The organism is Hymenobacter humi (assembly GCF_042665855.1).
Taxonomy (GTDB): Bacteria; Bacteroidota; Bacteroidia; order Cytophagales; family Hymenobacteraceae; genus Hymenobacter; species Hymenobacter humi.
Window position 1 is genome coordinate 114,872 of sequence record NZ_JBHTEK010000006.1, and the last position, 25,692, is coordinate 140,563.

General features: G+C 61.9%; 29 protein-coding genes and 2 pseudogenes. 15 read left to right on the plus strand and 16 right to left on the minus strand.

Going from position 1 to position 25,692, the window contains the following annotated elements; translation table 11 throughout:
• Window positions 1-3: 3 nt before the first annotated feature.
• The 6 genes from ACFQT0_RS30335 to ACFQT0_RS30360 all read left to right on the plus strand — a co-directional run bounded on the left by ACFQT0_RS30335 (window position 4) and on the right by ACFQT0_RS30360 (window position 3,949).
• The gene (locus ACFQT0_RS30335; RefSeq protein WP_380207212.1) at window positions 4-1,371 is read left to right on the plus strand and encodes a HAMP domain-containing sensor histidine kinase; all 1,368 of its coding nucleotides are present in this window, start codon (window positions 4-6) and stop codon (window positions 1,369-1,371) included.
• A 73-nt stretch (window positions 1,372-1,444) separates the two neighbouring features.
• On the plus strand, window positions 1,445-1,579 hold the full coding sequence (locus ACFQT0_RS30340) for a hypothetical protein (protein ID WP_380207214.1): 135 nt from the start codon (window positions 1,445-1,447) through the stop codon (window positions 1,577-1,579).
• Between the two features lie 19 nt (window positions 1,580-1,598).
• On the plus strand, window positions 1,599-1,982 hold the full coding sequence (locus ACFQT0_RS30345) for a hypothetical protein (RefSeq protein ID WP_380207216.1): 384 nt from the start codon (window positions 1,599-1,601) through the stop codon (window positions 1,980-1,982).
• A gap of 704 nt (window positions 1,983-2,686) precedes the next feature.
• Window positions 2,687-2,812 carry a hypothetical protein gene (locus ACFQT0_RS30350; protein WP_380207218.1) on the plus strand — a complete coding sequence of 42 codons (126 nt, stop codon included), beginning with the start codon at window positions 2,687-2,689 and terminating at the stop codon, window positions 2,810-2,812.
• 55 nt (window positions 2,813-2,867) lie between these two features.
• The gene (locus tag ACFQT0_RS30355; RefSeq protein WP_380207220.1) at window positions 2,868-3,398 is read left to right on the plus strand and encodes a hypothetical protein; all 531 of its coding nucleotides are present in this window, start codon (window positions 2,868-2,870) and stop codon (window positions 3,396-3,398) included.
• Window positions 3,399-3,595: 197 nt separating this feature from the next.
• Window positions 3,596-3,949, plus strand: a complete 354-nt coding sequence (locus ACFQT0_RS30360; RefSeq protein WP_380207222.1) for an efflux RND transporter permease subunit — start codon at window positions 3,596-3,598, stop codon at window positions 3,947-3,949.
• A 17-nt stretch (window positions 3,950-3,966) separates the two neighbouring features.
• Here the strand turns inward: ACFQT0_RS30360 and ACFQT0_RS30365 are convergent, their stop codons facing one another.
• A complete protein-coding gene (locus ACFQT0_RS30365) occupies window positions 3,967-4,221 on the minus strand; it encodes a hypothetical protein (RefSeq protein ID WP_380207224.1) in 255 nt (84 codons plus the stop codon).
• 896 nt (window positions 4,222-5,117) lie between these two features.
• Here ACFQT0_RS30365 and ACFQT0_RS30370 point away from each other — a divergent pair.
• Entirely contained in the window at window positions 5,118-5,786 is a 669-nt protein-coding gene (locus ACFQT0_RS30370) for a carbonic anhydrase (RefSeq protein WP_380207226.1), read from the plus strand.
• A 504-nt stretch (window positions 5,787-6,290) separates the two neighbouring features.
• On the opposite strand, the gene ACFQT0_RS30375 is transcribed toward ACFQT0_RS30370, so the two are convergent.
• Together ACFQT0_RS30375 and ACFQT0_RS30380 are read right to left on the minus strand one after the other, a co-directional pair.
• Window positions 6,291-6,701, minus strand: a complete 411-nt coding sequence (locus tag ACFQT0_RS30375; RefSeq protein ID WP_380207228.1) for a DUF5616 domain-containing protein — start codon at window positions 6,699-6,701, stop codon at window positions 6,291-6,293.
• A gap of 107 nt (window positions 6,702-6,808) precedes the next feature.
• Window positions 6,809-7,033 (minus strand): annotated as a pseudogene (locus ACFQT0_RS30380) (DUF434 domain-containing protein); the annotation flags it as partial.
• 267 nt (window positions 7,034-7,300) lie between these two features.
• Between ACFQT0_RS30380 and ACFQT0_RS30385 the strand changes: the two are divergent.
• The 3 genes from ACFQT0_RS30385 to ACFQT0_RS30395 all read left to right on the plus strand — a co-directional run bounded on the left by ACFQT0_RS30385 (window position 7,301) and on the right by ACFQT0_RS30395 (window position 12,349).
• Window positions 7,301-7,792: a hypothetical protein gene (locus tag ACFQT0_RS30385; protein WP_380207229.1), complete on the plus strand. Its 492-nt coding sequence runs from the start codon at window positions 7,301-7,303 to the stop codon at window positions 7,790-7,792.
• 1,709 nt (window positions 7,793-9,501) lie between these two features.
• Complete coding sequence (locus ACFQT0_RS30390) at window positions 9,502-11,310, plus strand: hypothetical protein (protein WP_380207231.1); 1,809 nt, start codon at window positions 9,502-9,504, stop codon at window positions 11,308-11,310.
• A complete protein-coding gene (locus ACFQT0_RS30395) occupies window positions 11,255-12,349 on the plus strand; it encodes a PA14 domain-containing protein (RefSeq protein ID WP_380207233.1) in 1,095 nt (364 codons plus the stop codon). Before ACFQT0_RS30390 ends, ACFQT0_RS30395 begins: the two co-directional genes overlap by 56 nt.
• 122 nt (window positions 12,350-12,471) lie before the next feature.
• Here the strand turns inward: ACFQT0_RS30395 and ACFQT0_RS30400 are convergent, their stop codons facing one another.
• From ACFQT0_RS30400 to ACFQT0_RS30425, 6 genes and pseudogenes are all read right to left on the minus strand, one after another.
• Window positions 12,472-12,924: a DUF1569 domain-containing protein gene (locus ACFQT0_RS30400; protein ID WP_380207235.1), complete on the minus strand. Its 453-nt coding sequence runs from the start codon at window positions 12,922-12,924 to the stop codon at window positions 12,472-12,474.
• Window positions 12,925-12,981: 57 nt separating this feature from the next.
• On the minus strand, window positions 12,982-13,359 hold the full coding sequence (locus ACFQT0_RS30405) for a VOC family protein (RefSeq protein ID WP_380207236.1): 378 nt from the start codon (window positions 13,357-13,359) through the stop codon (window positions 12,982-12,984).
• A gap of 82 nt (window positions 13,360-13,441) precedes the next feature.
• Window positions 13,442-14,136 (minus strand): annotated as a pseudogene (locus ACFQT0_RS30410) (alpha/beta hydrolase).
• 179 nt (window positions 14,137-14,315) lie between these two features.
• Window positions 14,316-15,086 (minus strand): LytR/AlgR family response regulator transcription factor, encoded by a 771-nt coding sequence (locus ACFQT0_RS30415; protein ID WP_380207238.1) that lies wholly within the window; start codon window positions 15,084-15,086, stop codon window positions 14,316-14,318.
• The gene (locus ACFQT0_RS30420) at window positions 15,083-16,294 is read right to left on the minus strand and encodes a sensor histidine kinase (protein ID WP_380207240.1); all 1,212 of its coding nucleotides are present in this window, start codon (window positions 16,292-16,294) and stop codon (window positions 15,083-15,085) included. The genes ACFQT0_RS30415 and ACFQT0_RS30420 overlap by 4 nt, the downstream gene beginning before the upstream one ends.
• A gap of 22 nt (window positions 16,295-16,316) precedes the next feature.
• The gene (locus ACFQT0_RS30425; protein ID WP_380207242.1) at window positions 16,317-17,486 is read right to left on the minus strand and encodes a DUF1624 domain-containing protein; all 1,170 of its coding nucleotides are present in this window, start codon (window positions 17,484-17,486) and stop codon (window positions 16,317-16,319) included.
• A 923-nt stretch (window positions 17,487-18,409) separates the two neighbouring features.
• Between ACFQT0_RS30425 and ACFQT0_RS30430 the strand changes: the two genes are divergently transcribed.
• From ACFQT0_RS30430 to ACFQT0_RS30450, 5 genes are all read left to right on the plus strand, one after another.
• Window positions 18,410-18,628: a hypothetical protein gene (locus ACFQT0_RS30430; RefSeq protein WP_380207244.1), complete on the plus strand. Its 219-nt coding sequence runs from the start codon at window positions 18,410-18,412 to the stop codon at window positions 18,626-18,628.
• A gap of 475 nt (window positions 18,629-19,103) precedes the next feature.
• Window positions 19,104-19,391 (plus strand): hypothetical protein, encoded by a 288-nt coding sequence (locus ACFQT0_RS30435; protein WP_380206987.1) that lies wholly within the window; start codon window positions 19,104-19,106, stop codon window positions 19,389-19,391.
• 67 nt (window positions 19,392-19,458) lie between these two features.
• Window positions 19,459-19,896, plus strand: coding sequence for a PAS domain-containing protein (locus ACFQT0_RS30440; RefSeq protein ID WP_380207322.1), 438 nt, complete (start codon window positions 19,459-19,461; stop codon window positions 19,894-19,896).
• A gap of 509 nt (window positions 19,897-20,405) precedes the next feature.
• Complete coding sequence (locus ACFQT0_RS30445) at window positions 20,406-21,674, plus strand: cation:proton antiporter (protein WP_380207246.1); 1,269 nt, start codon at window positions 20,406-20,408, stop codon at window positions 21,672-21,674.
• A gap of 60 nt (window positions 21,675-21,734) precedes the next feature.
• Complete coding sequence (locus ACFQT0_RS30450) at window positions 21,735-22,094, plus strand: hypothetical protein (RefSeq protein ID WP_380207248.1); 360 nt, start codon at window positions 21,735-21,737, stop codon at window positions 22,092-22,094.
• A gap of 237 nt (window positions 22,095-22,331) precedes the next feature.
• On the opposite strand, the gene ACFQT0_RS30455 is transcribed toward ACFQT0_RS30450, so the two are convergent.
• The 7 genes from ACFQT0_RS30455 to ACFQT0_RS30485 form a co-directional block, all read right to left on the minus strand.
• The gene (locus tag ACFQT0_RS30455) at window positions 22,332-22,628 is read right to left on the minus strand and encodes a TlpA family protein disulfide reductase (RefSeq protein WP_380207250.1); all 297 of its coding nucleotides are present in this window, start codon (window positions 22,626-22,628) and stop codon (window positions 22,332-22,334) included.
• Window positions 22,571-22,774: a TlpA family protein disulfide reductase gene (locus ACFQT0_RS30460; protein WP_380207252.1), complete on the minus strand. Its 204-nt coding sequence runs from the start codon at window positions 22,772-22,774 to the stop codon at window positions 22,571-22,573. The genes ACFQT0_RS30455 and ACFQT0_RS30460 overlap by 58 nt, the downstream gene beginning before the upstream one ends.
• Window positions 22,765-22,932, minus strand: a complete 168-nt coding sequence (locus ACFQT0_RS30465) for a hypothetical protein (protein WP_380206990.1) — start codon at window positions 22,930-22,932, stop codon at window positions 22,765-22,767. The genes ACFQT0_RS30460 and ACFQT0_RS30465 overlap by 10 nt, the downstream gene beginning before the upstream one ends.
• A gap of 254 nt (window positions 22,933-23,186) precedes the next feature.
• Window positions 23,187-23,318 (minus strand): hypothetical protein, encoded by a 132-nt coding sequence (locus tag ACFQT0_RS30470; RefSeq protein WP_380206992.1) that lies wholly within the window; start codon window positions 23,316-23,318, stop codon window positions 23,187-23,189.
• A gap of 238 nt (window positions 23,319-23,556) precedes the next feature.
• A complete protein-coding gene (locus tag ACFQT0_RS30475; protein WP_380206993.1) occupies window positions 23,557-23,871 on the minus strand; it encodes a hypothetical protein in 315 nt (104 codons plus the stop codon).
• A 232-nt stretch (window positions 23,872-24,103) separates the two neighbouring features.
• Window positions 24,104-24,793 (minus strand): VIT1/CCC1 transporter family protein, encoded by a 690-nt coding sequence (locus tag ACFQT0_RS30480; RefSeq protein ID WP_380207254.1) that lies wholly within the window; start codon window positions 24,791-24,793, stop codon window positions 24,104-24,106.
• A gap of 111 nt (window positions 24,794-24,904) precedes the next feature.
• Window positions 24,905-25,678 (minus strand): 5'-nucleotidase C-terminal domain-containing protein, encoded by a 774-nt coding sequence (locus ACFQT0_RS30485; protein ID WP_380207256.1) that lies wholly within the window; start codon window positions 25,676-25,678, stop codon window positions 24,905-24,907.
• Between the last annotated feature and the right edge of the window lie 14 nt (window positions 25,679-25,692).

Genomic DNA, 25,692 nt, shown 5'->3' on the forward strand with positions numbered 1-25,692 from the left:
GCCATGCTCATTCGCAACAAGCTCATCCTGCGCTTCACCCTGCTGGTACTGGTTATTCAGCTCGCCCTCTCCGGCTTTATCTACTACTTCTACGCCACCACGCGCGAGCAGCGCTTTGCCGACCGGCTGGCGGGCAAGGCCGTGATGACCGCGCGCCTGCTCTTAAGGCGTCCCCTCACCCCGGGCAGCGTGCGGCCCTTCCGCCGGCAGGACCTGGTGACCATCCCCGACGAGCGGGTGAGCATCTACGGCCCCGGCGACCGGCTGCTTTACACCAGTGCCGACTCCTTGAGCCAGCAGCACAACGCGGCCCAGCTGCCACGGGTGCATGCCACCGGGCCGGTGCGCTTTCGCGACGGGGCACTGGAAGCGGTGGGCCTTTACCAGGAGTTCGACGGCCAGCCCTACCGGCTTTTTGCTGCGGGGCGCGACAATTACGGCTTTCGGCAGCTCAACAAGCTGCGCCTGATTCTGCTGGTGGGCAACATTGGCGGCCTGGTGCTCATTGTGCTGGCGGGCTGGTACTTCGCCGGCCAATCCCTGCGGCCCATTGCGCGGGTGGTCCAGCAAGTGGAAAACATCACGGCCAGCCGCCTGGGGGCGCGGGTGGATGAGGGCAACGGCACCGACGAAATTGCCCAGCTGGCCATCACCTTTAACCAAATGCTGAGCCGGGTAGAACAGGCCTTTGAGATGCAGAAAAGCTTTCTCTCGCACGCTTCCCACGAGTTGCGGACCCCGCTTGCCACCATGCTGGGCACCTTGGAAACCTCCCTGAGCTACGACCGGGACCTGGCCGAAGCCCGGCGCAGCCAGACCTCCGCGGTGGAGGAGTTAAAGAAGGTCATTGAACTAACCAATGGACTGCTGGCCCTGGCTAAAACCGACGAGGCGTCCTTTCGACGCGAGCCGGTGCCCCTGGATGAGTGCCTGACCCGGGCCCTGCAGGCCGTTGCCGGGACGTACCCCGCGCACAGCTTGCGGCTGGCGTACGGGGCCGTGCCGGAGGAGCTGGAGGATTTGTTTGTGGTGGCCGGCAACGCCCACCTGCTGACGACGGCCCTGCTGAACCTTTTGGATAATGCCTGCAAGTACTCTGGTGGAGCGGTGCAGGTCGTCCTCGGTTACGAAACCCCCGAACAGCTGCAGCTCACGGTGACCGATGCCGGCATTGGCATTGCCGCCGACGAACTGCTCCGCGTGTTCGAGCCCCTGTTCCGGGCCTCGAACGGGCGCAGCCGTCCCGGCTACGGCATCGGCCTGGCTTTGACGCGCAAAATTGTGCAGCTGCACGGGGGCAGCATTGCGCTGGACTCGGTGGTGGGCGCCGGTACGACCGCCACGGTTACGCTGCCCGCGGGCCCGGCTTAACCTTTTCTAATCTCGCGTTCATGCCGTTTTAATTTCGACGGGCCTCTTTTGTCGTTCACACCCACAAAATGCCATGGTAGGTGGCAACCGCAACCGTCTGCTGCTCCTGGGCGCGCTGGTCCTCTCCACTGCGCCCAACTTTTACTTCCTGCAGCAGATTAATGCCTACTCTCTGAATGGACCGTTCCCCGTTTCGTCGACATTATGAAAACCCGGCCGGCTGCCTGGTGGAGCACCACTGGTTGGGCTCCGGCCACCTGGAAATTGAGTATTACCCGGGGCCGCGCCGGTTGGCGGACTTGCAAAACTTGCTGGGGCACGCCAAGCAGCGGCTCATCGTCACGGGGTGGAACAAGCTGCTGGGCGACCAGCGGCACATGGCCCCTTTCACGGCAGAAGAGCAGCATTGGGTGACCGCGTTGTGGCTCAATGTTTCGCAGCCGCGCCCGGGCAATCTATTCGGGGCGGCCGTGCTGGCCCCCGACGTGTTCGCGGAGCTCCCCGTGCCTGCGCAGACGGCTGAGGCCCAGGTGTTGGCCATGAGGTATCGGCTGTTTAACGACCTGACCCTGGCCCGGTGGTGGCTGCGGGAGTTGCGCCTGAGAAAGTAACTCCTTTGGGCGTTTTAATACCCGCCGCAACCATCACTTCATCGCGCACGATTACGATTCCAGCCTTACGCCGGCTGAGGGCTTGGATTGCTAGGCGGCGGGGCCACTAAGTTAGGCGGAAGTGCCACGCCCGCGATGAGCCTGGTGCGCGGGTAGGACGGATGGCCGGTCATGGCCGAACCATCCGTGGCCCCTTTAAACCCCCAGTGCTGCAGGCCGATAGCCCTGAGTGAACGGCTTGGTGGTTCTGTGAAGCGGTATGGCAGCGCGCCAACGGATTAGCGCCCGGTCCTGGAAAAGGCTACGCTTCCAGGCGGTAGGGCAAAGGCCTCGCCCGGGGCAAGTCCCGGGCGGTCGCCCTTAGCCCCGTCGTCTCGTTTTTTATGCGTCCTCTATCCGCCACCTGCAGGCCGGCGCAGCCCCGGACCCTACAGGCTTCGCTGGGCAAATGGATTTAATTCGGTGGAAGGTGTCCGGCAGGTCCGGATAAACTCAAGCTCCTGCTAAGGAGAAGTCAAAGAAGGTGGCATCAATATTTTAACAGATTACAGTAGTAAAAATAAGGGCCCGTCCAGCTCCAGGGGAACTGACGTTACCGAGGAGTTTAATATAATTATTCACATTAAAATTTGTTAATATACTTGACAATGGCTAATATAAAATATAGTATTGGGAACTGTTTCACCCTTTACAACCACCACAAAATGAACAAATTACCAGTATCCACCCTACTAGGCGCCGCTCTACTCTCTCCGGCCCTGTTCTTCTCCAGCTGCTCGAAAGAGCAGGAGGCCGTAGCCCCGGCTTCTCTCTACCACAGCCTCGGCTGACCTCACCGGCAACGGCGGGCCTAGCGGAACGCACTACAACCTCAACATCATTGGGGTGCCCAAAGGCAAGACGGCCGACATGACCGGCAACAGCGGCCACCGCATCTTCGTCAACCTGACGGGCAAAACGACCATTAACCTCCAGAACGCCGACCTGACCGACGGCACGTTCCAGGTGCTCGACGCCAACGGTACCGACGGCCCGGCCTTGTTCCAGCTGCCCAGCCCGGACCCGGACGGCGACGGCGTGACCTCCTACTCGTGCTACGCCCGCGCCCTGGGCACCCCCGGGGGCAGCGTGAAAGTAACGACCTGCGCCACCGACGTGGCCACCGGCGAAGACGTGTGCAGCCTCGAGTCGCTGGTGACCATGCGCGAGAAGGGCGGTTCGAAATTCCAGAACGTGTCAAACCAGCTGCTGAGTATCGTCGTGGACATCACCGACGACGGCATCGACAATCCGGTGCGCTACCCCTTGTTCAGTGACGAACTGCAGGGCTACTACTGGGACTACGACAATGCTGGCCTGAAAGTACTGCAGCTGCGCTTCTACGAAGTACCCACTACCTACGCCCCCGTAGGCTAATCGCCTGACCTCCGACGCCGGGGCCTGCCCCGGAGAACAACCAAAAGCCACGGCCGCCCCGGCCGTGGCTTTTGAGTGCTGGGGCGGGTCGGTATTCCTCCGGCCCGGCGGGCGGGATTTCTTCCCTTCGCCGTTTGCTTCCTTTGCCCACGCTTGCCGTGTTCCCTCTCCCGTTGCCCAGGCGTTAGGTACTGATTGTGGCCAGCGTGCGGCAGGTCACGGCCCGCACGCGCTGGCCTGGTACAGGGCTGGACTGCAGCCTTGTGGCCCAGGCCGACGCATTAGCCACCGCTCGGGTGCTGAAGACCGTGCTGGTGCTGGTCAGCATCCCGGTGGTGCTGCGCACGGGCACCGAGTTCATGCCCCCGCTCGACGAGGGCTCCCTGCTGATGATGCCCACCACGCTGCCTGACGTTTCTTACACCGAGGCCAAGCGTATCCTACAGGTGCTGGACCAGTTGTTGAAAAGCTTTCCGGAGGTGGAAAACGTGCTGGGCAAGGCCGGCCGCGCCAACACGGCCCCCGGACAAGGCCCCGCTGAGCATGAGTGAAACCATCATTCCGGTTTCTAATCGGTGGGCGCGTGGCCCGCGGCCATGTGCGCCTGCCGCAAGGCCAAGCGAAAATACACCAGCGAGCGCCGCATGTGCGGGCCGTAGAGCATCTGGCTAAGTTGTTCGCGTTCGGTGAGTGTTAACGGGATGGAGGCTACGGGGTGGGGGCCCCGTACCACAGCAATTTTCCAGGGCTCCTCCGACCGAATCAGGATGCCCTGGTATTCGGGGCCCAGGTAAGCTTCCAGGGATTGTAAGGCATTAATCATAATATATTAATTTATAAATTAAATTTAGTATTTTAAAGCAGAACAAGGGCATCTCACAACAAGCATGCCGCAATGCTTCCCCGATGTGCGTAAGGACCTTTGCCAGCCCCGCGGCCTGCTGCGCTCGTCAGTCTTTTGGGTGGCGAAACAAGCCGTGCGGGCAAGCTTTCCCTAATAGCCCGGACAGGCTCGTGGCTGTGCTGATTCGTTTCCTGGAGCAAAATCAGGGGAACCTCTGGAAACGGGCCCGCGAAAAAATGTTTGTGCTTGACGTCTGAAGAGTTCGCCAGGACCAGCAGCAGTAGCCCTGCATTTCATGGAGTAAGCGTCGAGGAAAGGAGCTTCTAAAGAGCTCATGGGAGGCCGTGCGGAAGTGCAAAATCGCCTCACACGCCCCAGATGCGCGTTTCGTCGACCATGCCACCACGTGCAAAGGGTTCACTAGGGGCTCGCAGGTATCATGTAGCTCGCTAGTCCGGAAAGGGAGGTTAGCCAAAGGAGCCAGTTTGCTCGCCTCTCAGGCATCTTGCGCTGCATGCCCTGAATGGTCACGCATTGTCCAGGCGTCCTACGCTACTCGCTTGGCCATTGTCTCAGCCCTGCCGGGGGCCAAAGGCGGGAGCGGGACTCTTCGAACTGTAAGTCCAGGTACACTTCGTCGAAGGCGCAAAAACTTGGTGGTCAACACAAGCTTGCTATCCTCGTTGCTTGTTCCGGTTTTCAGAGTTAACTCTGTGGGGCTGCTCGCGTACTTATCGCACCACTGGTTGGTAATGCGTCGTTCTACCCCGGCTGTCTAGTGACTACGTGCCCCGAGGTGGTCGGCGCCGTCTATACACAGTGCAGCATGGGGCGCCACCTGTGTCTTAATCCCCCGGCTCCCCCGCCTGCTTGCCATGATTACTTACCAACAAATATTCGAGAACAACCAGCGCTGGGCAGCCGAGAAGTCGGCTACCGTACCCGGTTTTTTCGACCGGCTAGCCGCCGACCAATCGCCGGATTATCTCTACATCGGCTGCAGCGACAGCCGCGTGACGGCCGAGGACCTAATGGGCGTCGCGCCGGGCGAGGTATTCGTGCACCGCAACATCGCCAATCTGGTGGTAAACAATGATTTGAACGCCCAGTCCGTGCTGGAATATGCCGTGCGCCACCTGCACGTCAAGCATATTGTGGTGTGTGGGCACTACGGCTGCGGCGGTGTCCGCTATGCCATGCAGGCCAAAGACCTGGGCCTGCTCAATCCGTGGCTGCGCAACATTCGGGACGTGTATCGCCTGCACCACGTCGAGCTGGATGCCATTGCCGACCTGGCCGCCCGGTACGACCGCCTGGTGGAGCTCAACGTGCAGGAACAGTGCGTCAATGTAATCAAGTCGGCCGTGGTACAGCAGCACTACCTGCGCCACAAGCTGCCCCTGGTTCACGGCTGGGTATTCGACTTGAAAACGGGCCTGCTCAAGGATCTGAACCTTGATTTCGAGCATATCCTGCGCGACATCCAGCAGATCTATGACCTAAGCGGAGAGGTGTCCTCGGCGGGGATGAAGCCTCCTAATTGATCGATTGTCAAGTTAATAAAGCGTCCAGCGCCGTGGTACAGGCAGAGGGATTGATGCATCAGCCAGGTGCAAACCACCCTGTTCAGGTGCCAGACGGTAGCTGGTATGGTTTATGGGGCACATACAAGGCCCCGGCCGAGGCCATGCGGGGCAGACACTAACCCGCAGGCGTTGGGCCCTCTGCACTACGGAAGTGCTACCTTTTGGCCTTGACTGCGATGCCCCCGCTACCCTGAGCCACAATCAATGTTGACGCTGCAGGATATGGCCGCATTCGATGAGGTTGAGCTGATGAAGGGGCCACTATTGCTCAAATTGGCTTTGATAAACCCATTTATCTGTAAACGGGCACGATGCTCACCTTGCCCAACACTTCGCTCACCTCTTTCTAAAGTTGTTTCGGCCACCTGGCGGGCAGCCGGGGAATAAGGGCTGGAGGGCCGGCGCTCTTGGCTTAGCAGAAGGGAGGTTATGCGTTTATATGCCGGTAGCCATCCTGCCTGGCTATCCACCTTCTACATCCAGACCGCTCCCGCCCAATTCGAGCAGCCAGGGCGGCGGCTCGCCCAGCAGTGCCAGCGCCGCCAGGTTCAGCCAGGCCCTGGTGCGGTCGAGGATGGCCGAGTCGGCACTCACCACGACCTCCAGGGTTTCGCTCAGCTCATGGTCGGGGTTCCTGACGACCTCCACCGTCCAGGGCAGCCCGAGCGCGGGGCCCAGCTCCCGCAGCCGCGCGGCCAGCCGGCCGCTGTTGGATACGGGCCGGTCGAGCAGCCACCGCACGGAGCCAGGGGAGAGCGGTTGCAGCGCCGCGGCAGCGAGCCGAATGGCTCGGTCGGTTTCCTGCACCGCCCGGTAGGTGCCGTGAATGCTCGACAAGTCGCGCAGGGCTCCGTCGCGGCCCCGCAGCACCACGCCCCGCTCAGGGCTGTTTCGAGCGTGATGAGCAAGTTAAAGCCATCGATGGCCACGGGCCGCCCCTGCAGGGCCAAGGCCGGCAGCTGCGTGGCCCTGCGCCGTTGGTACTGCTCGTCGGTACAGGCAGCACGCCCCACGGCCCAGCGCTGGCGTTCGGTCAGCGCGTACCGGTCACCCACCAGCTTCAGGGTGCTGGCCGGCGGGTACCCGCGCGTGAGCAGCCAGGAGAGCTCCGCCACCGCGCGCCGCAGCAACGGTACCCAGCGGGGCGCAAACAAGTCGTTATCGGCCGGGTGCGGGCCGCGGTGGCGGGTGTCGGCAGGGCGCATGGTGAATCGTTACGAAATCGCGCGAAGCGCAGCGGCTCAGGATTACGAAAAAACCAATCATTATCGGAGCAACCGAATAACAGCTGACTGCGGGCATTCTCACCGATTTTCCCGCCGAATGCTTCTTGCTTTGCATAAGAATCAAGAAATATTTCATTTATTGCGGGTTGGGCTGCCTTCCCGCTGCTTCCTTTTATCATCAAACACCGGTAGCTGCTCGCTGCTAACCCCAAGGCCTTTACCCGGAGCCTACGTCCCTCTCCCCGCGTGAGCAAGCTGTTCTTTGCTATTGTTGCCCTGTTTCAGCTGCTGTGCCGCGTCACGGGGCTCTCCTATGCCGAGCTCAACATCCTGGTGTATTGCGCGCTGGTCCCGTTGAGCTGGCTGCTGGTCGTCGTCTGGCGAAGGCCTGGCTATTGGCCGCTGCTGATGGCTCAACTGCTGGTGCTCCTGGGGCTGCTGCTGCGGCATTTCCACCTGGGCCCTCTAAGCCAGCGCTTTTATGACTACAACATTGCCGTGCTCGAAAAGCTGGGCCAGGCGACGGGGCTGGGCTACGTGGGCGTGTCGCTGCTGATGGGAGTTCTGGTGCCGGGCTTTTCGGTGGTTCTGCTGGTAGCCGTACCCCGCCGCGCTCTGGTAGGCATGTATCTGTTGCTGATGGGAGCCCTTCTGACCTACTTCTGGATGGGGCAAACAGTGGCGCCTTTTCCCGGCGGCGCCCGGAGCGCGGTAAGATTAACCAGCCTCGTCCCATGAAGTGAAGAGTGAGGCAATACATCGCTAGACAGCGCCTCAAAGCGTTTCTAATTGTAAAACTGAGCCAACTGCATGGTCATTGTTATTCGGCCGGGGAGTTGGCGTGAGCAAGGTCACGCATTGGCGTAACACTTAATAAAAAATGGCTCAAAGGCTGCTTTTGAAAGCAACCGAGGCCATGCCCATGAGGCCCATGGGCACCAAGTTAGTCAGGCAGCCGGGGCAATCAAGCGCGCCGGCCCACAGCTTAGTCCGCCGGGCAACGTCCCCTTTCAGGCCTGGCACAATTTGCATCACTAGGGCAAAGTTCCCGCGCCTGCAGTTCCTCCACCGTTGCGGCAGCTAGCCGACGGCCAATTCATGGGGTAGCAAAACCAGCCCAAGGCCTATTGCCTGAAAGTTCTATTATGAGGTATTATAAAAAATGGCATAGTGCAATTGATTGGATAGTCGCCTATTGTTCGAAGCTGGCTATATACTAGTTGGATTATTTGCACTAATCGGGTGTGCCTGCATGATGGCACTAAGCGAATTTAAAATTGTTTATTCCAGCTCAACCAAGAGAATTAATTTTATTTTTTTGAAAAAAGCTTTGTAATTGATTAATTGGCCGTAATTTAGATTCCAAATTCTAGATATCTAATTTTTATTCGGGCCGATTTAACGGCTTCTAAGCTTGCTGGTCGGCAGCTGTTAGTTTGTCCTTTATTGCGTTATGCCATACAGGCGGTTTACGCTCGAAGCCCTAGATTGGGCTGTGTGCTTAAGCTGAAAAGACAATTTAACAAGTTCTTTCTTCTTTAATTCAGATAATTTTCTGCTTATCCAAAGCCCGGCTGTTCTACCCGGCCCTTCCTTACTAATTGAGCTGAGGCCCTTCCTAAAATTTCCTACTGAAATCATTCATTATACCCGCCGCTGACTATGACTAAACTCTACCACTCGTTTACCTGGTTAACTTATTTAATCGGCTGTTGCCTCGTTTTCGCGGCCACTGCGCAGCCTGCCTTAGCGCAGACCGAAAGCCGGGCCAGCATCGCATCCATTGTGCCCAGCCTCAACACGGACCAGGACTACTCCCCTTGGTTGAGCGATGATTTAAACAACCTGGTGTTGAGCCAATGGGCAGCTGTTAACCAGCAGTATGTGGACGTCACGCTGGCCCTCACCAGGCAAACCAGCATCAGCCGCATCTCACTCTACGACCACGAGGGCACTTTCGCCAGCAGCCCGGCCTACGTCTACGCCCTGAACGGCACCCAACGCACGCTGCTCGGCACGTTCACGGGCGAGTCCTACCTGCAATGGGTAAACATCCCCGTGAGCCCGGCCATCACGGCTGATGCCATTATCGTGCGTAAGTATGGCAACAACCTGCCGCAAAAAGTGCAGATATTCGGCACTGTACTCGCCGGCGGCACGCTGGCCCAATCGGTTATCACCTTTCGGGCGCTGGCTACCCAGACAGTGGGCAACGCGCCGGCGGACCTGTTGGCTACCAGCACCAACGTGACGACGCCGATAAGCTTTACGTCTTCCAACCCGGCTCTGGTAACTGTATCGAACGCCAGCGGCCGCTGGCAGGCCACGGCGTTCGCTGCGGGCACCGTTACCATCACGGCTTCGCAGGCTGGCAGCGCCACCTTCCTGCCCGCCGCCGACGTAACGCAGCCTCTGACCGTGCTCGCAGCCGCGGCGGCCCCGCTCCAGTGCCGGCCCCAGCGCCGGCCCCGTCGGCACCCGGCAAAATACCCCTGGACCCCCAGCGCTGGTACCAGCTTACCAACGCCCCGGACGGCATTGCTCAGCTCTTCGACGGCATCACCAGCGTGGCCGTGACCACGGGCTGGGGTAAAATTATTCCCACGTCGGATTCCTACTACGCTCTGAAGGCGGGCGAATCCTTCGTTATTCAAAACGTGAAGTTCTACGACGGCAGCGGCAGCTACACCGGCACGCCCCTAACTTTGTCGGTCATCACCGACACCTGGCAGCGCATTCCCGTGGCCACGTTCACGGGCGAGCAGTACCAGCAGTGGGTAGGGCCCTACCCGGGCCGGCCCGCCACGTTTCAGCTCGACAACGCGGTAAGCAACGCCCGTTACCTGGTCATCACCTCCTCGGGCGGCTTCCCCACCGAAATGGAGCTGTACGGTACGTTTACGGCCCCCACCCTGGCCCCACTGCCCAGCGCCGCCACCCTGGCCGCGCAGAAGCAAACCAGGCTGCGGCAGTCTCTGGGCGTCAACGCCTTTGAGTGGGACCTGGAAGACCCGGCCCGGCCCTCATTGGTCGATACTGTCCGCCTGCGGGCCATGAAGCACTTTGCCGGCATTCGCCACTACCTCGACTGGGAAAAGATTGAGTGGACCGAGGGCGGTTACACCTTCAACCCCTCGCACCGGGGCGGCTGGAACTACGACGCCATGTACGAGCGCCTCAAGCAGGAAGGCGTGGAAGTGCTTGTGTGCCTGAAAGACATGCCGCCGTGGCTGCAGGCCACCTACCCGCTCGACCAGCGCGCCGGCGACAACGTACCCGTGCGCTACGGCCAGAGCTTCCTGAGCCCGGCCTCCTACGTGCAGCACGCCAAAGCTGCCTTTCAGCTAGCCGCCCGCTACGGCGCCAACCCCAACGTGGACCGCGCACTGCTCAGCGTGAACACCACCAGCATCTGGGCGGGCGATGCCATCAATCAGGTTAAAGTAGGCTTGGGCCTGATTAAGTACATCGAGTGCGACAACGAGCGCGACAAGTGGTGGGCCGGCCGCAAAGCCTACCAGACCGCCCGCGAGCACGCCGCCCATCTGTCGGCATTCTACGATGGCCACAAAAACACCCTAGGCCCCGGCGTGGGCGTGAAAAATGCTGACCCCAGTATCCAAGTGGTGATGGCCGGCCTGTCGAATCCCACCCCGGACTATGTGAAGGGCATGATAGACTGGTGCCGCGAGTTCCGCGGCTACAAGGCCGATGGCAGCGTGAACCTGTGCTGGGACGTCATCAACTACCACCTGTACTCCAACGATGCCGGCACCTCGCAGGCCGGCACCTCCACGCGGGGCGCGGCCCCGGAAGTATCTGAGGCCGGCCGCGTGGCCCAGGCCTTTGTGCAGATGGCCCACGAGTACGCCGGCGGCATGCCCGTCTGGATTACCGAAGCCGGGTACGACCTCAACCAGGGCAGCCCGCTGAAAGCCGTGGCCGTGGGTACGCGCACGGTGCTCGAAACGCAGGCCGACTGGACCCTGCGCTCCTCCCTGGCCTACGCCCGCTGGGGTGTGGAGCGCGTGTTCCACTACCAGCTCTACGACGACAACCCCACCAGTACCACGCAGTTTGCCTCCATGGGCCTGATCAATGCTGATAAAACGCCCCGCCCGGCCGCGCAGTACCTGAGCCAGGCCAACCAGCCTGCTGGGCGCCTACATCTACCGGGAAACGCTCAACGCGGACCCCGTGGTGGACCGCTACGAGCTGAATGGCCAATCGGCCTACGTGCTGGTGGTGCCCGATGAGCGCGGCCGAACCGCCTCATACACCCTGAACTTGGGCAGCGCCGCCTACGCCGACGTGTACCGCCCCACCGTGGGGAGCCGCACCATGCAGGTGCAGCGCGTGGCGCTGCAGGGCGGCCAGCTGGCTTTGCAGGTTAGCGAAACCCCCGTGTTCGTGCTGACTGGAACAACGGCTCCCCCGCCAGCCCCTACACCCACGCCGGCCCCGGTTCCGGTCGCCTGCTCAGCCACCGGAACGATACTGCGGGAAGAATGGGCCAATGCCAAAGGCCGCACCGTGGCCGATATTCCCACGCTAAAAGCGCCCACCAGCACCAGCCAGCTAACCCTGTTTGAAACGCCCTCGAACAAAGGCGACAACTACGGTGCCCGCGTGCGCGGCTACCTCTGCCCGCCCCTAACCGGGGCGTATACCTTCTGGATTGCGGGCGACGAAGCCGGCGAGCTCTGGCTCAGCCCGGACGATGCGCCGGCCACCAAAGTGCGCATTTCTTTGCTGCCCGGCCGCACAGGAGTGCGGGAATGGACCAAATATGCGGCGCAGCAGTCTGCCCCAATTAATCTGGTGCAGGGTCGCCGCTATTATATAGAGGCCCTGCATAAAGAAGCCACGGGCGCAGACCACCTGGCCGTGGCCTGGCAGCTGCCCAACGGTACTATGGAAGGCCCCATCCCCGGCAGTCGCCTGTCCCCGTACGTTCCCACCACCACTGGTACGGCCAGCACGGCCGCAGCTGTAACGGCCCAGGATTTGGTGGCCAGCGCCGCTCCTACAGAAACAGTGACGCTGAGCGCGGCTCCCAACCCGCTCACCACCCAGACCACTGTCCGTTTCAAAGTAGACGTCGCTGGTCCGGCCGTCTTGACCCTTCACGACATGCAAGGCCGCATGGTGCGTCAGTTGTTCTCCGGTCCGGCGGCTGCAGGCGTAGACCAGCAAGCTGTACTCCAGGCCGCGGAGCTGCCCAGCGGGGTTTACAGCATCCGGTTGCAGACCGCCAGCAAGCTGATTCATTATCGGGTGCTCATCGCCCGCTAACCAGGAAAAGATGCCGGTGCCCGGCCGCCCCACATCGGCGGCCGGGCACTCGTATTATATATGAGTAAGGACGGTGGGAAAACGTGTTTAGTTCTTGCTGCGAATTTTAAGACTGACGTTCCTTAACAGCCAAACTGCCGCAGGTGGTGGTCTGTGTGCTTATAGGCATGGCGCCCAATCTCTTCCCGGGTCATTTTTCCAAAGAAAGGATGCACAAAGCTGTTATCGGGCAAGGCATACCGGGCGTAGTCATGCAGCAAGCCTATGCACCTGCTTTTTTCCGTGCCGAAGTCACCTGTCGTTTCGTTTACCTTGAGGGCGGGAATTGTCGGATTGCCCTGCCGCATGGGCCGGTCGTCTTTTACCTCGTTTTTTAACAGCACTCGCCCAAGCAAACGCCCCATGAAGGCGCGCGGGTGGATTTGGTTGTGCAAAATCATTTCGTGCGCTAACGCACAATGCTTTAGCATTTGGTAGGCATTCATTCGGCCCCACTTCGCGGCACTGCCTTCGTGCAGGCCCTGCATCCGGCTTATTAATTCTTCCCGGGTAGAGCTATCAAACAGCGACTTCATATTACGGTTGGCTTATTGAATCGAAATGCAAGGTGCTGTTCCTGTTCGGAAGGGATATTACCGGCCGGGCATTTGCTGCAGCGTCCACGTGTTGCCGTCGGGGTCCTGAAAGCCAGCGTACAGCATACCCCCGCCCAGGTCCTGGATAGGGCCCATCGGCACGCCGCGGCCGGCCAGCTCTGTGCGGGCCTGGCTGATATCGGCGACCACCAGGTGCAGGCCCCGCAGCGAGCCAGCGGCCATGGCCAGCCCGCTCAACCCCTGGCTCAACACAATGGAACACGCCGAGCCCGGCGGGGTGAGCTGTACCACCCGCACCGTGGGACTGGGCCGCACGTCGTGGTCGAGCACAAAGCCAACTTGTTCGGCATAAAACGTTTTGGCGCGGTCGATGTCGGTGACCGGCACCGGCACCAGTTCAAATTTCATATCCATAAAGCGGGAGAAGTAAGGAGTGACACGTTGGGTAGGCAGGGCGCGGAAGTCCTGAACGGGTAGCGATGCCGGCCGGGCCTCATCATTTGCCGGTGGGCCGTGGCTTGGGCTTGAAGACCACGCGAAAAGCCCGGAGCGCCGCCGGATGATAGATGGTAGCATGTGTCTCCTCCGGCATTGGCTGATAATACCAGGTGAGGCTGCGCTTCGGAGCGCCGCGCAGCAGGGCCGCCAGGCGGCTTGACTCGGTTATTTTTTTATCGTCGCTGCTCGAGCCCACGTACAGCGTTTTGGCCGGGCCGGCATAGGTGCGCAGCACGTTTTCGGCCTGGCCTACCAGCTGGCCCTTGTTCCACCACAGGCTGGGGTCGAAGGCCACGTAGGTATCGAACAGGGCCGGTTCGAGCAGCAGCGTTTCTACCACAAACAAGCCGGCCAGCGACTCGCCCACAATGGCCGTTTCGGCAGTCGTGCGGTAGCGCTGCCGGATGAGGGGCATCACTCGGTGCGGAGAAAGGTGCGGTAGGCGGCCGACCCGCCCACTTTTGGGGCGATTTTCCGGTCTTCCGGGTCGGTGGTTGGGCCGGTGAGGTCGCGCCGGCGCTGGGTGTTTTCGATGCCAACCAGGATAAAGGGGCGCATGGTGCCGTTGCCGGTGAGCACCTGCACCAGCCCGGCCACGTGCAAAAAGTCCTCGGCCATGCCGCCATCGGGCATGTACAGCACCGGCAGGCGGGCCGTGCCGTCCGAGTCGGCGTAGGCCGGCGGCAGGTACACGTTGATGCGGCGGGTTTCGCCGAGCGCCGCCGAGGCGAGCGTAAAGGTTTGGCCGATGGTCAGCGGGGCAGGGGCTTCCTGGGCCTGTGCCGACGGGCCGGCAGCCAGGCAGAGCGCGAACAGGAAGAGCAAAGGCAGGTAAGTAGCTTTCAAAATAAGAGGGAAAGGGGTAAGTGCGGCTAGCCCTGCGCGCCGTTAAAGGCGGCCAGGTTGTCGCGGTAGTTGCGGGTCCACTTGAGCGTTTCGCCGTTGTGCATTTTCACCAGATACTCGCCGTTGAAGTAGGTTTCGAGCTCGGCGATGTGGTTGAGGCCCACGATGCAGGAGCGGTTGATGCGCGTAAAATCCAGGGGTGCCAGCTGCAGCTCAAGCTGCGTGAGGCTCTGGTAAATGAGGTGGGTGTGGGTGGCAGTGTGCACGCTGATGTAGTTGCGGTCGGCCTCGAAATACAGGATGTCGGCCGTTTTCACGAAGAACAGCCGGCGCTGCTCTTTCACCAGCAGGCGCTGAAGGAAGGCGGGCGCGGGCGGGCCCACGGCCGCCAGCAGGGGCGGCAGCGCAGGGCTGGCCACGGCGTCGCGGCGTTGGGCCAGGGGCTGCTTCACGCGTTCCACGGCCTGTTGAAAGCGCAGCCGGTCGAAGGGCTTGAGCAGGTAATCTGTCGCGCTGACTTCGAAGGCGCGCAGGGCGTAGGCGTCGTAGGCAGTGGTGAACACCACAAACGGCTGATGGTGGGGCCACACTTCGCGCAGCACCTCGAAGCCGTCGAGTTCCGGCATCTGCACGTCGAGAAACACCAGGTCGGGCCGCAGCTGCAGAATCTGCAGCACCGCTTCGGTCCCGTTCGCGGCCTCACCCACTACTTCAATGGCCGGTTCGTCGCGGAGAAAAGCGTGGATGATGCGACGGGAAATCTGTTCGTCGTCCACAATCAGGGCGCGGAATCTCATACGGAGGCAGGGGCAGCGTAAGTAAGGTCTTGGACCGGCGTGGGGGCCTCGGCGAAAGGTACGCGCAGCCGCACCACGGTGCCGCCCGTGGTTGGCTGGCGGAACTCGAGGTGCGCGGCGCCGTGGTACAGCTTTTCCAGCCGGGCCCGGGTGTTGCTCAGCCCAATGCCTTCGGTTGAGCCATCGCGGAGGGGGCGGGTGGGCATGATGGCGCCAGGGCCGTTGTCGCGCACTTCCACCAGCAGCTCTTGCCCTTCGCGGCGGGCCTCGATGCGCACCAGGGCGTCGCCCGCCAGCTGCTCAATGCCGTGCACCATGGCATTTTCTACCAGCGGCTGCAGCAGAAACTGCGGAAACAGGCACCCGCGCACGTCGGCGTCGATGGCCAGCTCAACGCGCAGACGGTCCTGGAAGCGAATCTGCTGGATGTGCAGGTATTTGCTCACAAACTGCAGCTCTTCCCGCAGCGGAATCAGCTGCGCGTCGCCGTTGGCCAGCACGGCCCGGAGCAGGTCGCTGAGCGAAGTGACCATGGCCATGGCGCGCTCGTTTTCCTGCTCCAGAATCAGGCCCACGATGGCGTGGTGGGTGTTGAAGAGAAAGTGCGGGTTGAGCTGCATCTTCAGGGCCTGCAGCTGCGCGCCCGCCAGCCTGGGCCTTGAGCCTGCTCGTTGGCCAGGCTCGAAGCGGGCATTTTGGTGGTGCAGGGCCTGGTTGCGGTAGGCGTAGGCCACCACGCTGTACACGAACACGAGCAACAGGTACATGGCCAGCGAATTGCTCAGCCGCAGCAGCATGCTGGCCCACACCCCATCGGGGCTCCAGGCGCGGCCGGTGCGTAGCCCCAATACCTGATACAGCAGGCCATACACCAGCCCCGCGATGAGCAGGTTGAGCAGAAACATCGCCCCCAAGTGCAGCGCCAGGTGGCGGGCCAGGCGGCCCGGTTGCCTCGGCGACGTGAGGGGCGCACGGTGCGCCAGGTACAGGATGAGCGGCGTGCTCAGCAACCAGAGGCCGCTCCGCAGCACCATGTCCAGCGTTTCGGTGCGCGTGAGGCCGTGGCCGGTCTGCAGCGACCAGTAGGCCGAGGTTTGCAGGTAGCCCAGCAACGCAAAGCTGCTCCAGAACAAAGCAGCCATTGCCCAGAACACCCCGCGGCGCACGGGAATGCCAGCGGCCTGAAACACGGTTTGCAAAAGGTTCATGATGCTGAATGTACGCCTTCGCTTACAGGTAGGACAGCCACCAATGAGCATGGCGCCGCTTATAATCCCCGTACCAGCGGCAGGGCCAGTATAGCGCCAGCACCACGCAGGCCCATACCACATACGCCCGCAACAGGCTTGGCTGGTAGGCCACAGGCCATTCCTTGACCGAGGCAAAGGAGAAGTTCACCGCCTGGCCAAAGGCCACCCGCGTCCAGACCCAGGCCGCGCCGCTGACGAGCATCAGGTGCGCAACAAAGTAGAAAAAGGGCACCTGCCCGAAGGTCCGCGCCCACCGGGCAGCCCGGCTCGTCGTCTGCTCCGTCGCACTGAGCAACAGCAGTGCCCCGCCCAGCGTGAGGCACAGAAAGAGCAGGGAGGGCGGGTATTTCGTCACGTTCAGAAAGGAGAGCACGGTGTAGCCCAGGCCCCGCGGCTGCGCGCTCCAGGGCGTGGGGTCGCCGTACCAGTTGGTGGCCCGCAAGGCCACAAACAGCCCCAGCGCCAGCAGGCCCGCCCGGCGTAGGCGGCGGTTGCGCTCCGGTAGCGGCAGGGCAAACCAGGGGCCCAGCACGTAGCCGGCCAGCATCACGCCCAACCACGGCCCAACGGAATAGGCCACGAGCAGCGGAGGCAGCGTACCAATGGGCAGCACAAAGGGCGGGTTGTGCAGCAGCGCCCAGATGGAATTGCCCGCCGTCACGGGCTGGATAACCGGCAGGGCATCGTGCCCGGCAATAATGACCAGAGCCAGTGCGGCAAGTATCCCGCGCGGCAGCCAGACCAAGGCCGCCAGCAGCACCATGCTCTCGCCTATGGCCCAGATGACTTCCAGTACTATCAGGCTGTACTGCCACTGCAGCACGAAGCTGATGAGTACCACTTCCACCGCCACCAGCCACAGCCCGCGCGACAGTAAAAACCGGCTTGTGCGTGCTTTCGATAAGTGTTTTCGGGCCGAGAGCCAGATGCTCACGCCCGAGAGAAATACGAAGGTGGGCGCGCAGAAGTGCGTGACCCAGCGCGTGAAAAACAGCGCGGCGGAGGCATGGGCCACATCCTCCGCCCGCATCAACATGGGCGACCAAAACTCGCGGATGTGGTCGAGCGCCATGATGACCATCACCACGCCCCGCACCACATCCACGGCCTGCACCCGCTTCTGGCCGGGCTCCAGGGGAGAAGCGGCCATTTTGTTACTGACTGGTAGCACGGCCGGGTTGCCAGCCGCAGGCGTAGGGGGCAGATAGGGGTACTGCGGCAATGCCATGTCGTTTAGCGGAGTTTGTATGCGGACGCTAAGTAACAGGTAAGTGCCCCGGGCTCACACCGGAACTTGCCCAGCGGAGGGTTTTTTTATCCCATCCGAGCTTTCGACTATCCGTAGGCACGAAAAGGTAGCGCTACTCTCTCATAGGCGCTGAATAAAAAACAGGCATTTTGGTGAGAAACCCTGACTTCCCTTCATGCCCCACCAACTTACACGACTATGCACACACCTGGCAGTGAAGACCCCTCCGCAACGTCTGCCCAAGAATTGCCTGCACCGCACCACTATCATGGCACTGAGGCCCACTGAAGCCGGGGCAGCTTTTAATCTCAGGACTCCCGGATAGACCAGCCTGGTGCTACCCGGCGAACTGTTCGCGATGGGACACGGCGGAGTACACCCGCTGCGCGGGGCCCACCTGAGGCTTTCCTGCTGCAACTCGTCCAGGCGCCCGGTTCCGTCGATGTAGGCCTGGAATTCGGCCAGCAAGCTTGGGGTAGGCTCGGTGCCGCCCAGGCGCGCAATGGCGATGCCCCACTCGGCATGGCGCTGCCGCCTGGCGCGTGCCATTGGCTAAGTTTCGGGCAGGGAGGCGTCCGGAGGAGCAAAATAGGAGCGGTCCATCGGCACGCCTCTTTTTCAGGTAACGAAAGGGAAATACGCAGGTAGCTGGAAAACGATGCCGTTTTGATTTGAGGGGTCTGCCGGGCGCCCAGCCGGGGCTGTACCCGCCGCCGTGTAACCGTTCCCGCACGACCCCAGCCCGACTCGGTGATAGATGACAAAGCAAGGAGGTGCCCCCACCCTGCTCGAACTAAACGAGTACCCCGCCCGTAGTAGACGCTATGGCTCGCTCCTACCCTTTTTATTCGCGCAACCGCAACGCCGGAGTGGTCTATCACTCTCACGCCCAATGCCCGGTGGCCCACGCCATCCCCGAGCCCCAACGCATCGCTGGCATCCCCTGGGGCTGGCTCGAGTGCGCGCACTGCGCCCGACTGGGCCTGCCCCTGCCCGGACCGGCAGCCCACAGCCGGGCCTCTTTTTCGCAGCGGGGCCAGTAAGGTGCGGTTTTCGCGCGTGGCTTTCCGATTTCACGCGGAAACGGCGCGCGGTAGGCCGGGTTTTCCCGCCCCACTTCAGGAATGGACCGGTGTCAGCCCATCAGCTTGAAAAGACCGAAATCCGAGCGGCGCGTTTCGCGACTATCCATGGCCCGGGTCAGCGCTCGTTTTATCTTCCGCGCGCGAGCATACACCACTCTGGCATTTGGCGTCATGAACCCCCTAAACAACCAGCTACAATGGGAGAATCGGTTCCTGTACTCAAGCAATATAATACGCCGCCGTACGACTCAATTAAGTCAGTAACACTGATTTTCTAAGGCAATACCCGCTTCAAAAGAGCGGGCATTTTTTGTATTATTCGAGTGATATGTTATGGTCTCCAAGTAAACGAAGCCTTAAGCCCGGAGAATGAGAAATATTTATATATATGCTAGCTGAACTGTAATTTTAGGCCATTATATTTCGCTCGGTTATGCACAGGACCCTGCAAAAATTAGAAGCCTACCTCAGCCGGGACTACACCGCGCTGCTGGTGCAGTCGGTTCACCCCTGGGACATCGTCATCCTCCGGGCCGGACGATGCGTGGATTCGGTTTCCCTGACGGCCAAGGAGGGAGAGTTCCTGCTCAACGCCCTGGGCGACGCCTCCCCCATGCAGCCCATCGTGTTTTTTATCAGGGCCCTGCACCAAGGCTACTGGCCGAACCAGAGTACCCGCAAAGCCGGCCCAGCCGGTACATTAGTAGAGGCTGCCTTATAGTGTTTCGGGTGGGCTCCGAAAGCAGGCCAGGCGAGCACACCCATTCTAGCCGCTCGGCCATAATATCATCGACGCCAACCTACTGATTCAACAGGCCAACGCCGCCTTGGTCGCCATGCTCGGCCTGCAGGCGCCCGAGGACCTGGTGGGGCGCCCCATCCGGGACCTTGCCCACCCCGCCCACCCCGCCCACCGCGACGACTGGGCGGCGCTGCATGAAGCTCTCTGGTACCGTTCCCTGACGTCGTTCGCGCTGGAAACCCGCCTGCAGCGCCGCAACGGCTCCGGCCGCCCGATGGTCATTGGGTCCCTGCGCGACATCAGCGCCGCAAAGCGCCATCAGCACGCCGCGGACGCCTTCAACGCGCGGAAAAATGCGGTGCTGGAAATCCTGTCCTACTACCTGAGCGGCTCGTTCGCAATAGTGCAGCAGATTGCGCAGTTCCTGGCAGAAGAAGTTGCCGTGCCCGCGGGTAGCCAACCCGCCAGGATGTGCAGGTGCTGACCAATCTGGTAAGCAATGCCTTCAAGTTCACGCCCGATGGCGTGCAGGTAGAAGAGTGCCCGGGCTGCGTGCGCTTCCAAGTCCGCGACCAGGGATAGGCATTCCGGCCCACTTGCAGCCCCACTTGTTTGAGCGCTTCGGCAAGGCCCGCAGCCCAGGGCTGAGCGGGAAGCCCACCACGGGCCTGGGCTTGGCCTTGTGCAAGACCATCGTCGACTGACACCACGGCACGATTTCGGTGCAGAGCGCCGAGGGCAGCGGCAGCACGTTCACCGTGGAGATACCCCAGGCAGAGTAGGGCAATAAATTGAGCTAACGGGACCGCCTGAAGGGTAGCTTTGGCTTCCGTGCCAGGCCCCGGTTATTTCGGCTCTGGCCGCTTCCGGTATCTGCACAAAAATTCGGCTGCAGCGCACGCCTTTGACTGAGAGGCCGGACTGCGCGCGGGGACTTTCCAACCCTCCTGCTACTATCCGCGTCTTAGCGGGTAGCTCATCGGTAACTCTTGAATGGAATTATACAATACCCTGGCCCTGCTTCTGGTGATAGCGGCCGTCTTTGGCTATATCAACCACCGGTTTCTGAAGCTGCCGGGCACCATCGGGCTGATGGTACTGGCCCTGGTGTCGTCGCTGCTGGCCATTGGGCTGGGCAAGCTCGGGGTGGATTGGGTGCTGACCGCCAGCCGGCTGGTGCGGGCCATTGACTTTCACAGCGTGCTCATGCAGGTGATGCTAAGCTTTCTGCTGTTTGCCGGCTCGCTGCACGTCGACGTGCGCGCCCTGGGCCGCGAGGGTCTGGCCGTGGGGACCATGGCCACGGCCGGCACGGTGCTCTCCACGGCCCTGGTTGGCACGGCATTTTACTACCTGCTGCCGCTGTTCGGGCTGCCCACCAACTTCATCTATTGCCTGCTGTTTGGGGCGCTCATCTCCCCCACCGACCCGATTGCCGTGCTCGGCATTCTCAAGGCCGCCCGCATCGACAAGCGCCTGGAAATGCGCATTGTGGGCGAGTCCCTCTTCAACGACGGCATTGCCGTGGTGGTGTTTGTGAGCTTGTTTCAGATTGCTCAATTCGGGGCGGAGCACGCCACCCCCGCCGTCATCGGCCAGCTGTTTTTGCAGGAAGCCGTGGGCGGCATCTTGCTGGGGGCCGTGCTGGGCTACGTCACGTTCTGGGCCTTGCGCAGCATCGACAACTACCAGGTGGAGGTGATGATTACCCTGGCCCTGGTAATGGGCGGCACAGCCCTGGCCGCGGCTCTACACACCTCGGGCCCGCTGGCCATTGTGGTGGCGGGGCTGATTGTGGGCGACAAGGGCCGGGAGCTGGGCATGTCGGACGAGACGCGCGAGTACCTCGACAAGTTCTGGGAGCTACTCGACGAGATACTCAACGCGGTGCTCTTCGTGCTCATCGGCCTGGAAATGCTGGTGCTCGACATCAGCCGCACCACGCTGCTGGTGGGGGTGGTCACCATCGTGGTGGTGCTGGCGGCGCGGTGGGCGTCGGTGGGTTTGCCGCTGACGCTGCTGCGCCGCCGCTACCCCTTCGACCGCCAAACCCTGCGGGTGCTGACCTGGGGTGGGCTGCGGGGCGGCATTTCCGTGGCCCTGGCCCTATCGCTGCCCGACTCCATGCCCCGCGACCTGATTGTGGGTGTCACCTACGTAGTGGTTGTCTTCAGCATCATCGTGCAGGGCCTGACCATCGGGCCGCTTGTCAAAAAGCTGGGGTTGAGCACGGGCGAGGACGCCGCCGACAGCGGGCACTAAACCGCGACCGGCGGCCGGGTGCTACAACGTTACTCGGAGCCCGGCAGTACCTATGCAGACATGAACCAACTCCGCACCCTGTGGCAGAATTTCAACGCCAGCCTGTGGTTTGTGCCGACGCTCATGGTGGCCGCGGCCATTAGCCGCCTTTTCCCCAACCAGTTGACGCAGGCCGCCGAGCCGGAGCCGGCGCAGAGCCTACCCGAGCCGGCCGAAGTGCTACGCAGCCAGCTGGTTCCGGCCCGGGCCACCGGCTACGTACAAAGCCTGGATGAGGAAGGGCTGCTAACGCTGGCCCGCCAGCCTGGCGGGCGTAGTGCACAAGGAGCACGGCATCGGCGCCTTGGTGGCCCGGTGCTCGGCGCAGGTCCGGGTGGCCCGCAACGAAACCAGCCTGGGCTCATCTTCGACGAAAAGTAAAACTCTGCAGAAAATACGGAGGAGATGACTAATGAGCGGCTTCGCGTGGCAAATGGACTTCCACGGTCAACAAAACCGCGGATTACCAATCCCCCTGCACGCTAACTCTCCGAGCAGGCAAATGGCCCAGCGGGCTGTTTGGGTCGTGTTTCAGAGGGGGGCACCCACCTAACGCAAACCGGACGGAGCAGCCATTGCCACCCCGCCCGGTTGAGGAAGTTTCCTGCTTAAAAGAGCCTAGCGGGCCGACTTGGCCAGCTGCTCCAGCGAGGCCTTGAATTCGGGCGTATCATACTCCGCCATGCCCTCGTGGCGCGCTGCCACCTGCCCATCGGGGCCAAGGATGACGGTGGAGGGAATGGCGTTGGAGTCAAAGGGGGCGGGCAGGTCGCCGGTGCGCATATACACGGGGAAGGTGTAACCCTGAGCCTGCACGAACTTCCGGGCCTTGGCTGCATCGTCGTCAAGCGAGAGCATTAAGAAGGCCACCTTCGATTTATCAACCTTCTTATATAAGGCTTCGATGCCGGGCATCTCGGCGCGGCAGGGCGGGCACCAGTGGCCCACAGATTCACGAATACCACCTTGCCTTTCAGGTCGCTCAGGTTCACGGCCTTACCGTCGAGCGTGACCAGGGGCAGGTTGTGGGGGTAGGCTCCGCCGGTAAGTATCACCGGCATGTCGGCGGGGGCGTAGTGGCGGGCACTTCGGCTTTCCAGAGGCCGGTGGCCAGCAGAGCTCGCTGCACACCGCCGAGCACGATGGGGCGCAGTGGCGTAAGCAGGACGAGGGCGAACAATGCCAGCGGCAACCAGGAGGTGAGGGTCTTGCGATTCATGGTTAGGGGATTTTAAAAGGGTGACAAAGTTAATATGAACAAAGTTTCATTTGTAAAGGGCCTGCGGGCCTGGATGGGGCCACGGTGACGGGCTGACCGTCAGCCACCTGGTCGGAGGCTTCGCGCAGCAGTGCATCGCCCGGATTGAGCGGGCCGAGAACTTACACTGTGTAGCGACTCAGCAGGCTGGCCCCGTCGCAGTGGCACACTCTGAGTGCGGCCGTCGTGCACCCGGATAACCTGGCTCTGGGGGCCTAGTCGAGGCGGGCAAATACGGCCGCAGTGGGCAGGCGGCACCGGGGCGTCGTCGCCGGCAATAGCGTGGCGCCCAGCAGCCAGCGGCTAGGTGGCATATGCCCGCGGGTCAGGTGATAAGAAGAAAGCATGGCTGCGAGAAGTCAGGACAGAAATCCGGGCCGGGTACGCAGGGGGTAGCCGGCCAGTTGAAAGGCAGATTTGCTGGGGCTCTCAGGAAAAGGCGGGGCTGCCCGGCGGGCCGGGAGTCGCGACAACTAAGGGGTGCCACACAAGGCGGCGGGCCGGTCAGGGCGTAAAAAACCGGTTATCACCCCAACACCTTGGGGCAATTAACCGGGTACAGACCCGGCTCCACTTCACGCTTTCCTAAGAAAAGCGGACGGGCGGAGCCTTGTTGGGGTGGTTGGCGAAAGCCTGCGCGCGGGCCAAGTCGGGGCCACGGGCTGGGTTGATGGTGGGCTGCCCGGCCGGAAACAGCAGGCCGAAATACAGGTCTCCGAAGTCAGCGCCAAGGGCCAGATCCAGCGGCGGCAGCTTTTCCTGAGACACCTGCTGCTTAGCCGCCTGCGGGGCCACCTGCTCGGTTTGCAGCTTCTTTTGGCAGAAGCTGGTGCGGGACTGTCCCTGGGGGCTACGAAGTCCGTTTCCGTTGCTGCGCCCCGGGCAGGCAGGGGCTGGCAATGCAGGTAAACCCCGCATAGAGCAGCAACAGCAAATGGGACAGGAAACGGGACATAGACAGCGGTACTGGATGCAAAGGTGCACCCTATTGCTGAAATGCAACCAAGCCAAAGGCACAAAGGCTGACGGAATAGAGGCCGCCCGGCGGGGAGCCCCTACCCGAAAAAGCCGCTTGTTGAGCACCAAGTGGCAGAGTAATCCGGACCCTCCGCCCCTCCATTTTTCATTCCCGTTAGGGCGTCACGTTGAAGAAAGTACCCACCAATGCCGTCAGGGCCATGGCCAGCACGCCCCAGAAGGTCACCCGAACCGCCGATTTAAGCACGCTGGAGCCCCCTACGTAACCTGCCAGCCCGCCCAACGCGCCCAGAAACAACAGGGAGGTAACCGAAACCGTCCAGCTTAGGTAGGCTGCTGGGGCCACCAGGATAACGAGCAGCGGCAGGGCCGCACCCACGGTAAAAGTGGCGGCCGACGCCAGCGCGGCCTGAATCGGGTTGGCCGTCATGGTTTCGGAAATGCCCAACTCCTCCCGGGCATGGGTGCCCAGCGCGTCGCGGGCCATAAGCTGGGCGGCCACCTTCTCCGCCAGGGCCGGCTCCACTCCGCGTTCCACGTAGATGGCGGCAAGCTCCTGGTGCTCGAAGGCGGAATTGTTTTTTAACTCCTCCTGCTCGCGCGATAGGTCCGCGGCTTCGGTATCGGCCTGGGAGCTGACGGAGACGTATTCGCCCGTAGCCATCGACATGGCCCCCGCCACCAGCCCCGCCACGCCGGCCACCAGCACACTATCGCGCGAGGCATGGGCCGCGGCGACTCCCACGACCAGGCTGGCCGTCGAGATAATGCCATCATTGGCGCCGAGGACGGCGGCCCGCAGCCAGCCAATCCGATGGGTGCGATGCTGCTCCAGGTGTCTCATGGGGAAAGTGAATTGGGGTGTGATTTCGGATGCCAAGGGGTACGAAAAATACGAGCTAACAAGCCGCGCCAAAGCCCGGGATAAAAAGCGCCTTGGTCTAAGTTACCTTTTCTACTTCGCCGGCACAACCAGAACCCGCGCCATTACGGGCGGGCTTATTGAGCCCCGCCGGCGCAGCCCGGCTTCCACTACCTCCGTCACGCCCTGGCTCAGCTTCTGGATGTGCTGCCCTTGAGCAAAGGTGGCATAGCGGTGAATGCCGCTGAGCATGCCGTTGTGGGTGACGACCCGGTAGCGGCGCTGTCTGTCAAGCGGCTTTCCGTTTACCTGTACTCCATCCACGCGCTGGCCTGTGGGCCGGTTCAGGTTAGCCGACCAGTCCAGGCCGCTGGTTTGCAGCAGGCCGCCCACTCGGGCCAGGTCATTGCTGGGGTTCTGGTTGGTAGCCGTTTGCTCCAGCAGCTGTAGTACCTGCGCGCCGGTCAGCTCCAGCATCACCACCTTGGAGGGTGCGGCAGCAGGGTGTAGAGCATTTCGCGGGTGATGGGGCCGGGCTCCAATGATACGCCGTAGCCCACGCCGGGCAGGAAGGCCAGGCTCGGCGCCGGTGGCCTCGCGCAGCAGCTCGCCGGCCAGCTGGTCGAAGGGGCTGGCCGACTTATAATGCCGGCCAATGCGGCCGGTGGCGGTGGCGATAACCTCTTCCAGCCGGGCGCGGTGCGGGGCCCGCAGCGAATCGACCAGCCGGGCCACGGCGGGGTCAGCCGGGTATTCGGTGGCCCAGAGCGTGGGGGCCACCCCTCCACTTTCGTAATCCTGCCCGCCTGCACCCGCACCGTGAGCTGGCCGAGCACGGCCGCGTCGGACAGCGCCTGCACTATCCACGTTGAGCCAATGCG

What these genes read in the sequence shown, in the direction of transcription:
- ACFQT0_RS30480 (WP_380207254.1), bottom strand. Translation starts at nt 24,793, where the DNA reads ATGAGACACCTGGAGCAGCATCGCACCCATCGGATTGGCTGGCTGCGG.
- ACFQT0_RS30470 (WP_380206992.1), bottom strand. Translation starts at nt 23,318, where the DNA reads ATGCTTTCTTCTTATCACCTGACCCGCGGGCATATGCCACCTAGCCGC.
- ACFQT0_RS30455 (WP_380207250.1), bottom strand. Translation starts at nt 22,628, where the DNA reads ATGCCCGGCATCGAAGCCTTATATAAGAAGGTTGATAAATCGAAGGTG.
- ACFQT0_RS30425 (WP_380207242.1), bottom strand. Translation starts at nt 17,486, where the DNA reads ATGGCCGCTTCTCCCCTGGAGCCCGGCCAGAAGCGGGTGCAGGCCGTG.
- ACFQT0_RS30420 (WP_380207240.1), bottom strand. Translation starts at nt 16,294, where the DNA reads ATGAACCTTTTGCAAACCGTGTTTCAGGCCGCTGGCATTCCCGTGCGC.
- ACFQT0_RS30460 (WP_380207252.1), bottom strand. Translation starts at nt 22,774, where the DNA reads ATGCCGGTGATACTTACCGGCGGAGCCTACCCCCACAACCTGCCCCTG.
- ACFQT0_RS30415 (WP_380207238.1), bottom strand. Translation starts at nt 15,086, where the DNA reads ATGAGATTCCGCGCCCTGATTGTGGACGACGAACAGATTTCCCGTCGC.
- ACFQT0_RS30450 (WP_380207248.1), top strand. Translation starts at nt 21,735, where the DNA reads ATGAACCAACTCCGCACCCTGTGGCAGAATTTCAACGCCAGCCTGTGG.
- ACFQT0_RS30405 (WP_380207236.1), bottom strand. Translation starts at nt 13,359, where the DNA reads ATGGATATGAAATTTGAACTGGTGCCGGTGCCGGTCACCGACATCGAC.
- ACFQT0_RS30465 (WP_380206990.1), bottom strand. Translation starts at nt 22,932, where the DNA reads ATGAATCGCAAGACCCTCACCTCCTGGTTGCCGCTGGCATTGTTCGCC.
- ACFQT0_RS30435 (WP_380206987.1), top strand. Translation starts at nt 19,104, where the DNA reads ATGCACAGGACCCTGCAAAAATTAGAAGCCTACCTCAGCCGGGACTAC.
- ACFQT0_RS30335 (WP_380207212.1), top strand. Translation starts at nt 4, where the DNA reads ATGCTCATTCGCAACAAGCTCATCCTGCGCTTCACCCTGCTGGTACTG.
- ACFQT0_RS30350 (WP_380207218.1), top strand. Translation starts at nt 2,687, where the DNA reads ATGAACAAATTACCAGTATCCACCCTACTAGGCGCCGCTCTACTCTCT.
- ACFQT0_RS30400 (WP_380207235.1), bottom strand. Translation starts at nt 12,924, where the DNA reads ATGAAGTCGCTGTTTGATAGCTCTACCCGGGAAGAATTAATAAGCCGG.
- ACFQT0_RS30430 (WP_380207244.1), top strand. Translation starts at nt 18,410, where the DNA reads ATGGCTCGCTCCTACCCTTTTTATTCGCGCAACCGCAACGCCGGAGTG.
- ACFQT0_RS30445 (WP_380207246.1), top strand. Translation starts at nt 20,406, where the DNA reads ATGGAATTATACAATACCCTGGCCCTGCTTCTGGTGATAGCGGCCGTC.
- ACFQT0_RS30340 (WP_380207214.1), top strand. Translation starts at nt 1,445, where the DNA reads ATGGTAGGTGGCAACCGCAACCGTCTGCTGCTCCTGGGCGCGCTGGTC.
- ACFQT0_RS30365 (WP_380207224.1), bottom strand. Translation starts at nt 4,221, where the DNA reads ATGATTAATGCCTTACAATCCCTGGAAGCTTACCTGGGCCCCGAATAC.
- ACFQT0_RS30370 (WP_380207226.1), top strand. Translation starts at nt 5,118, where the DNA reads ATGATTACTTACCAACAAATATTCGAGAACAACCAGCGCTGGGCAGCC.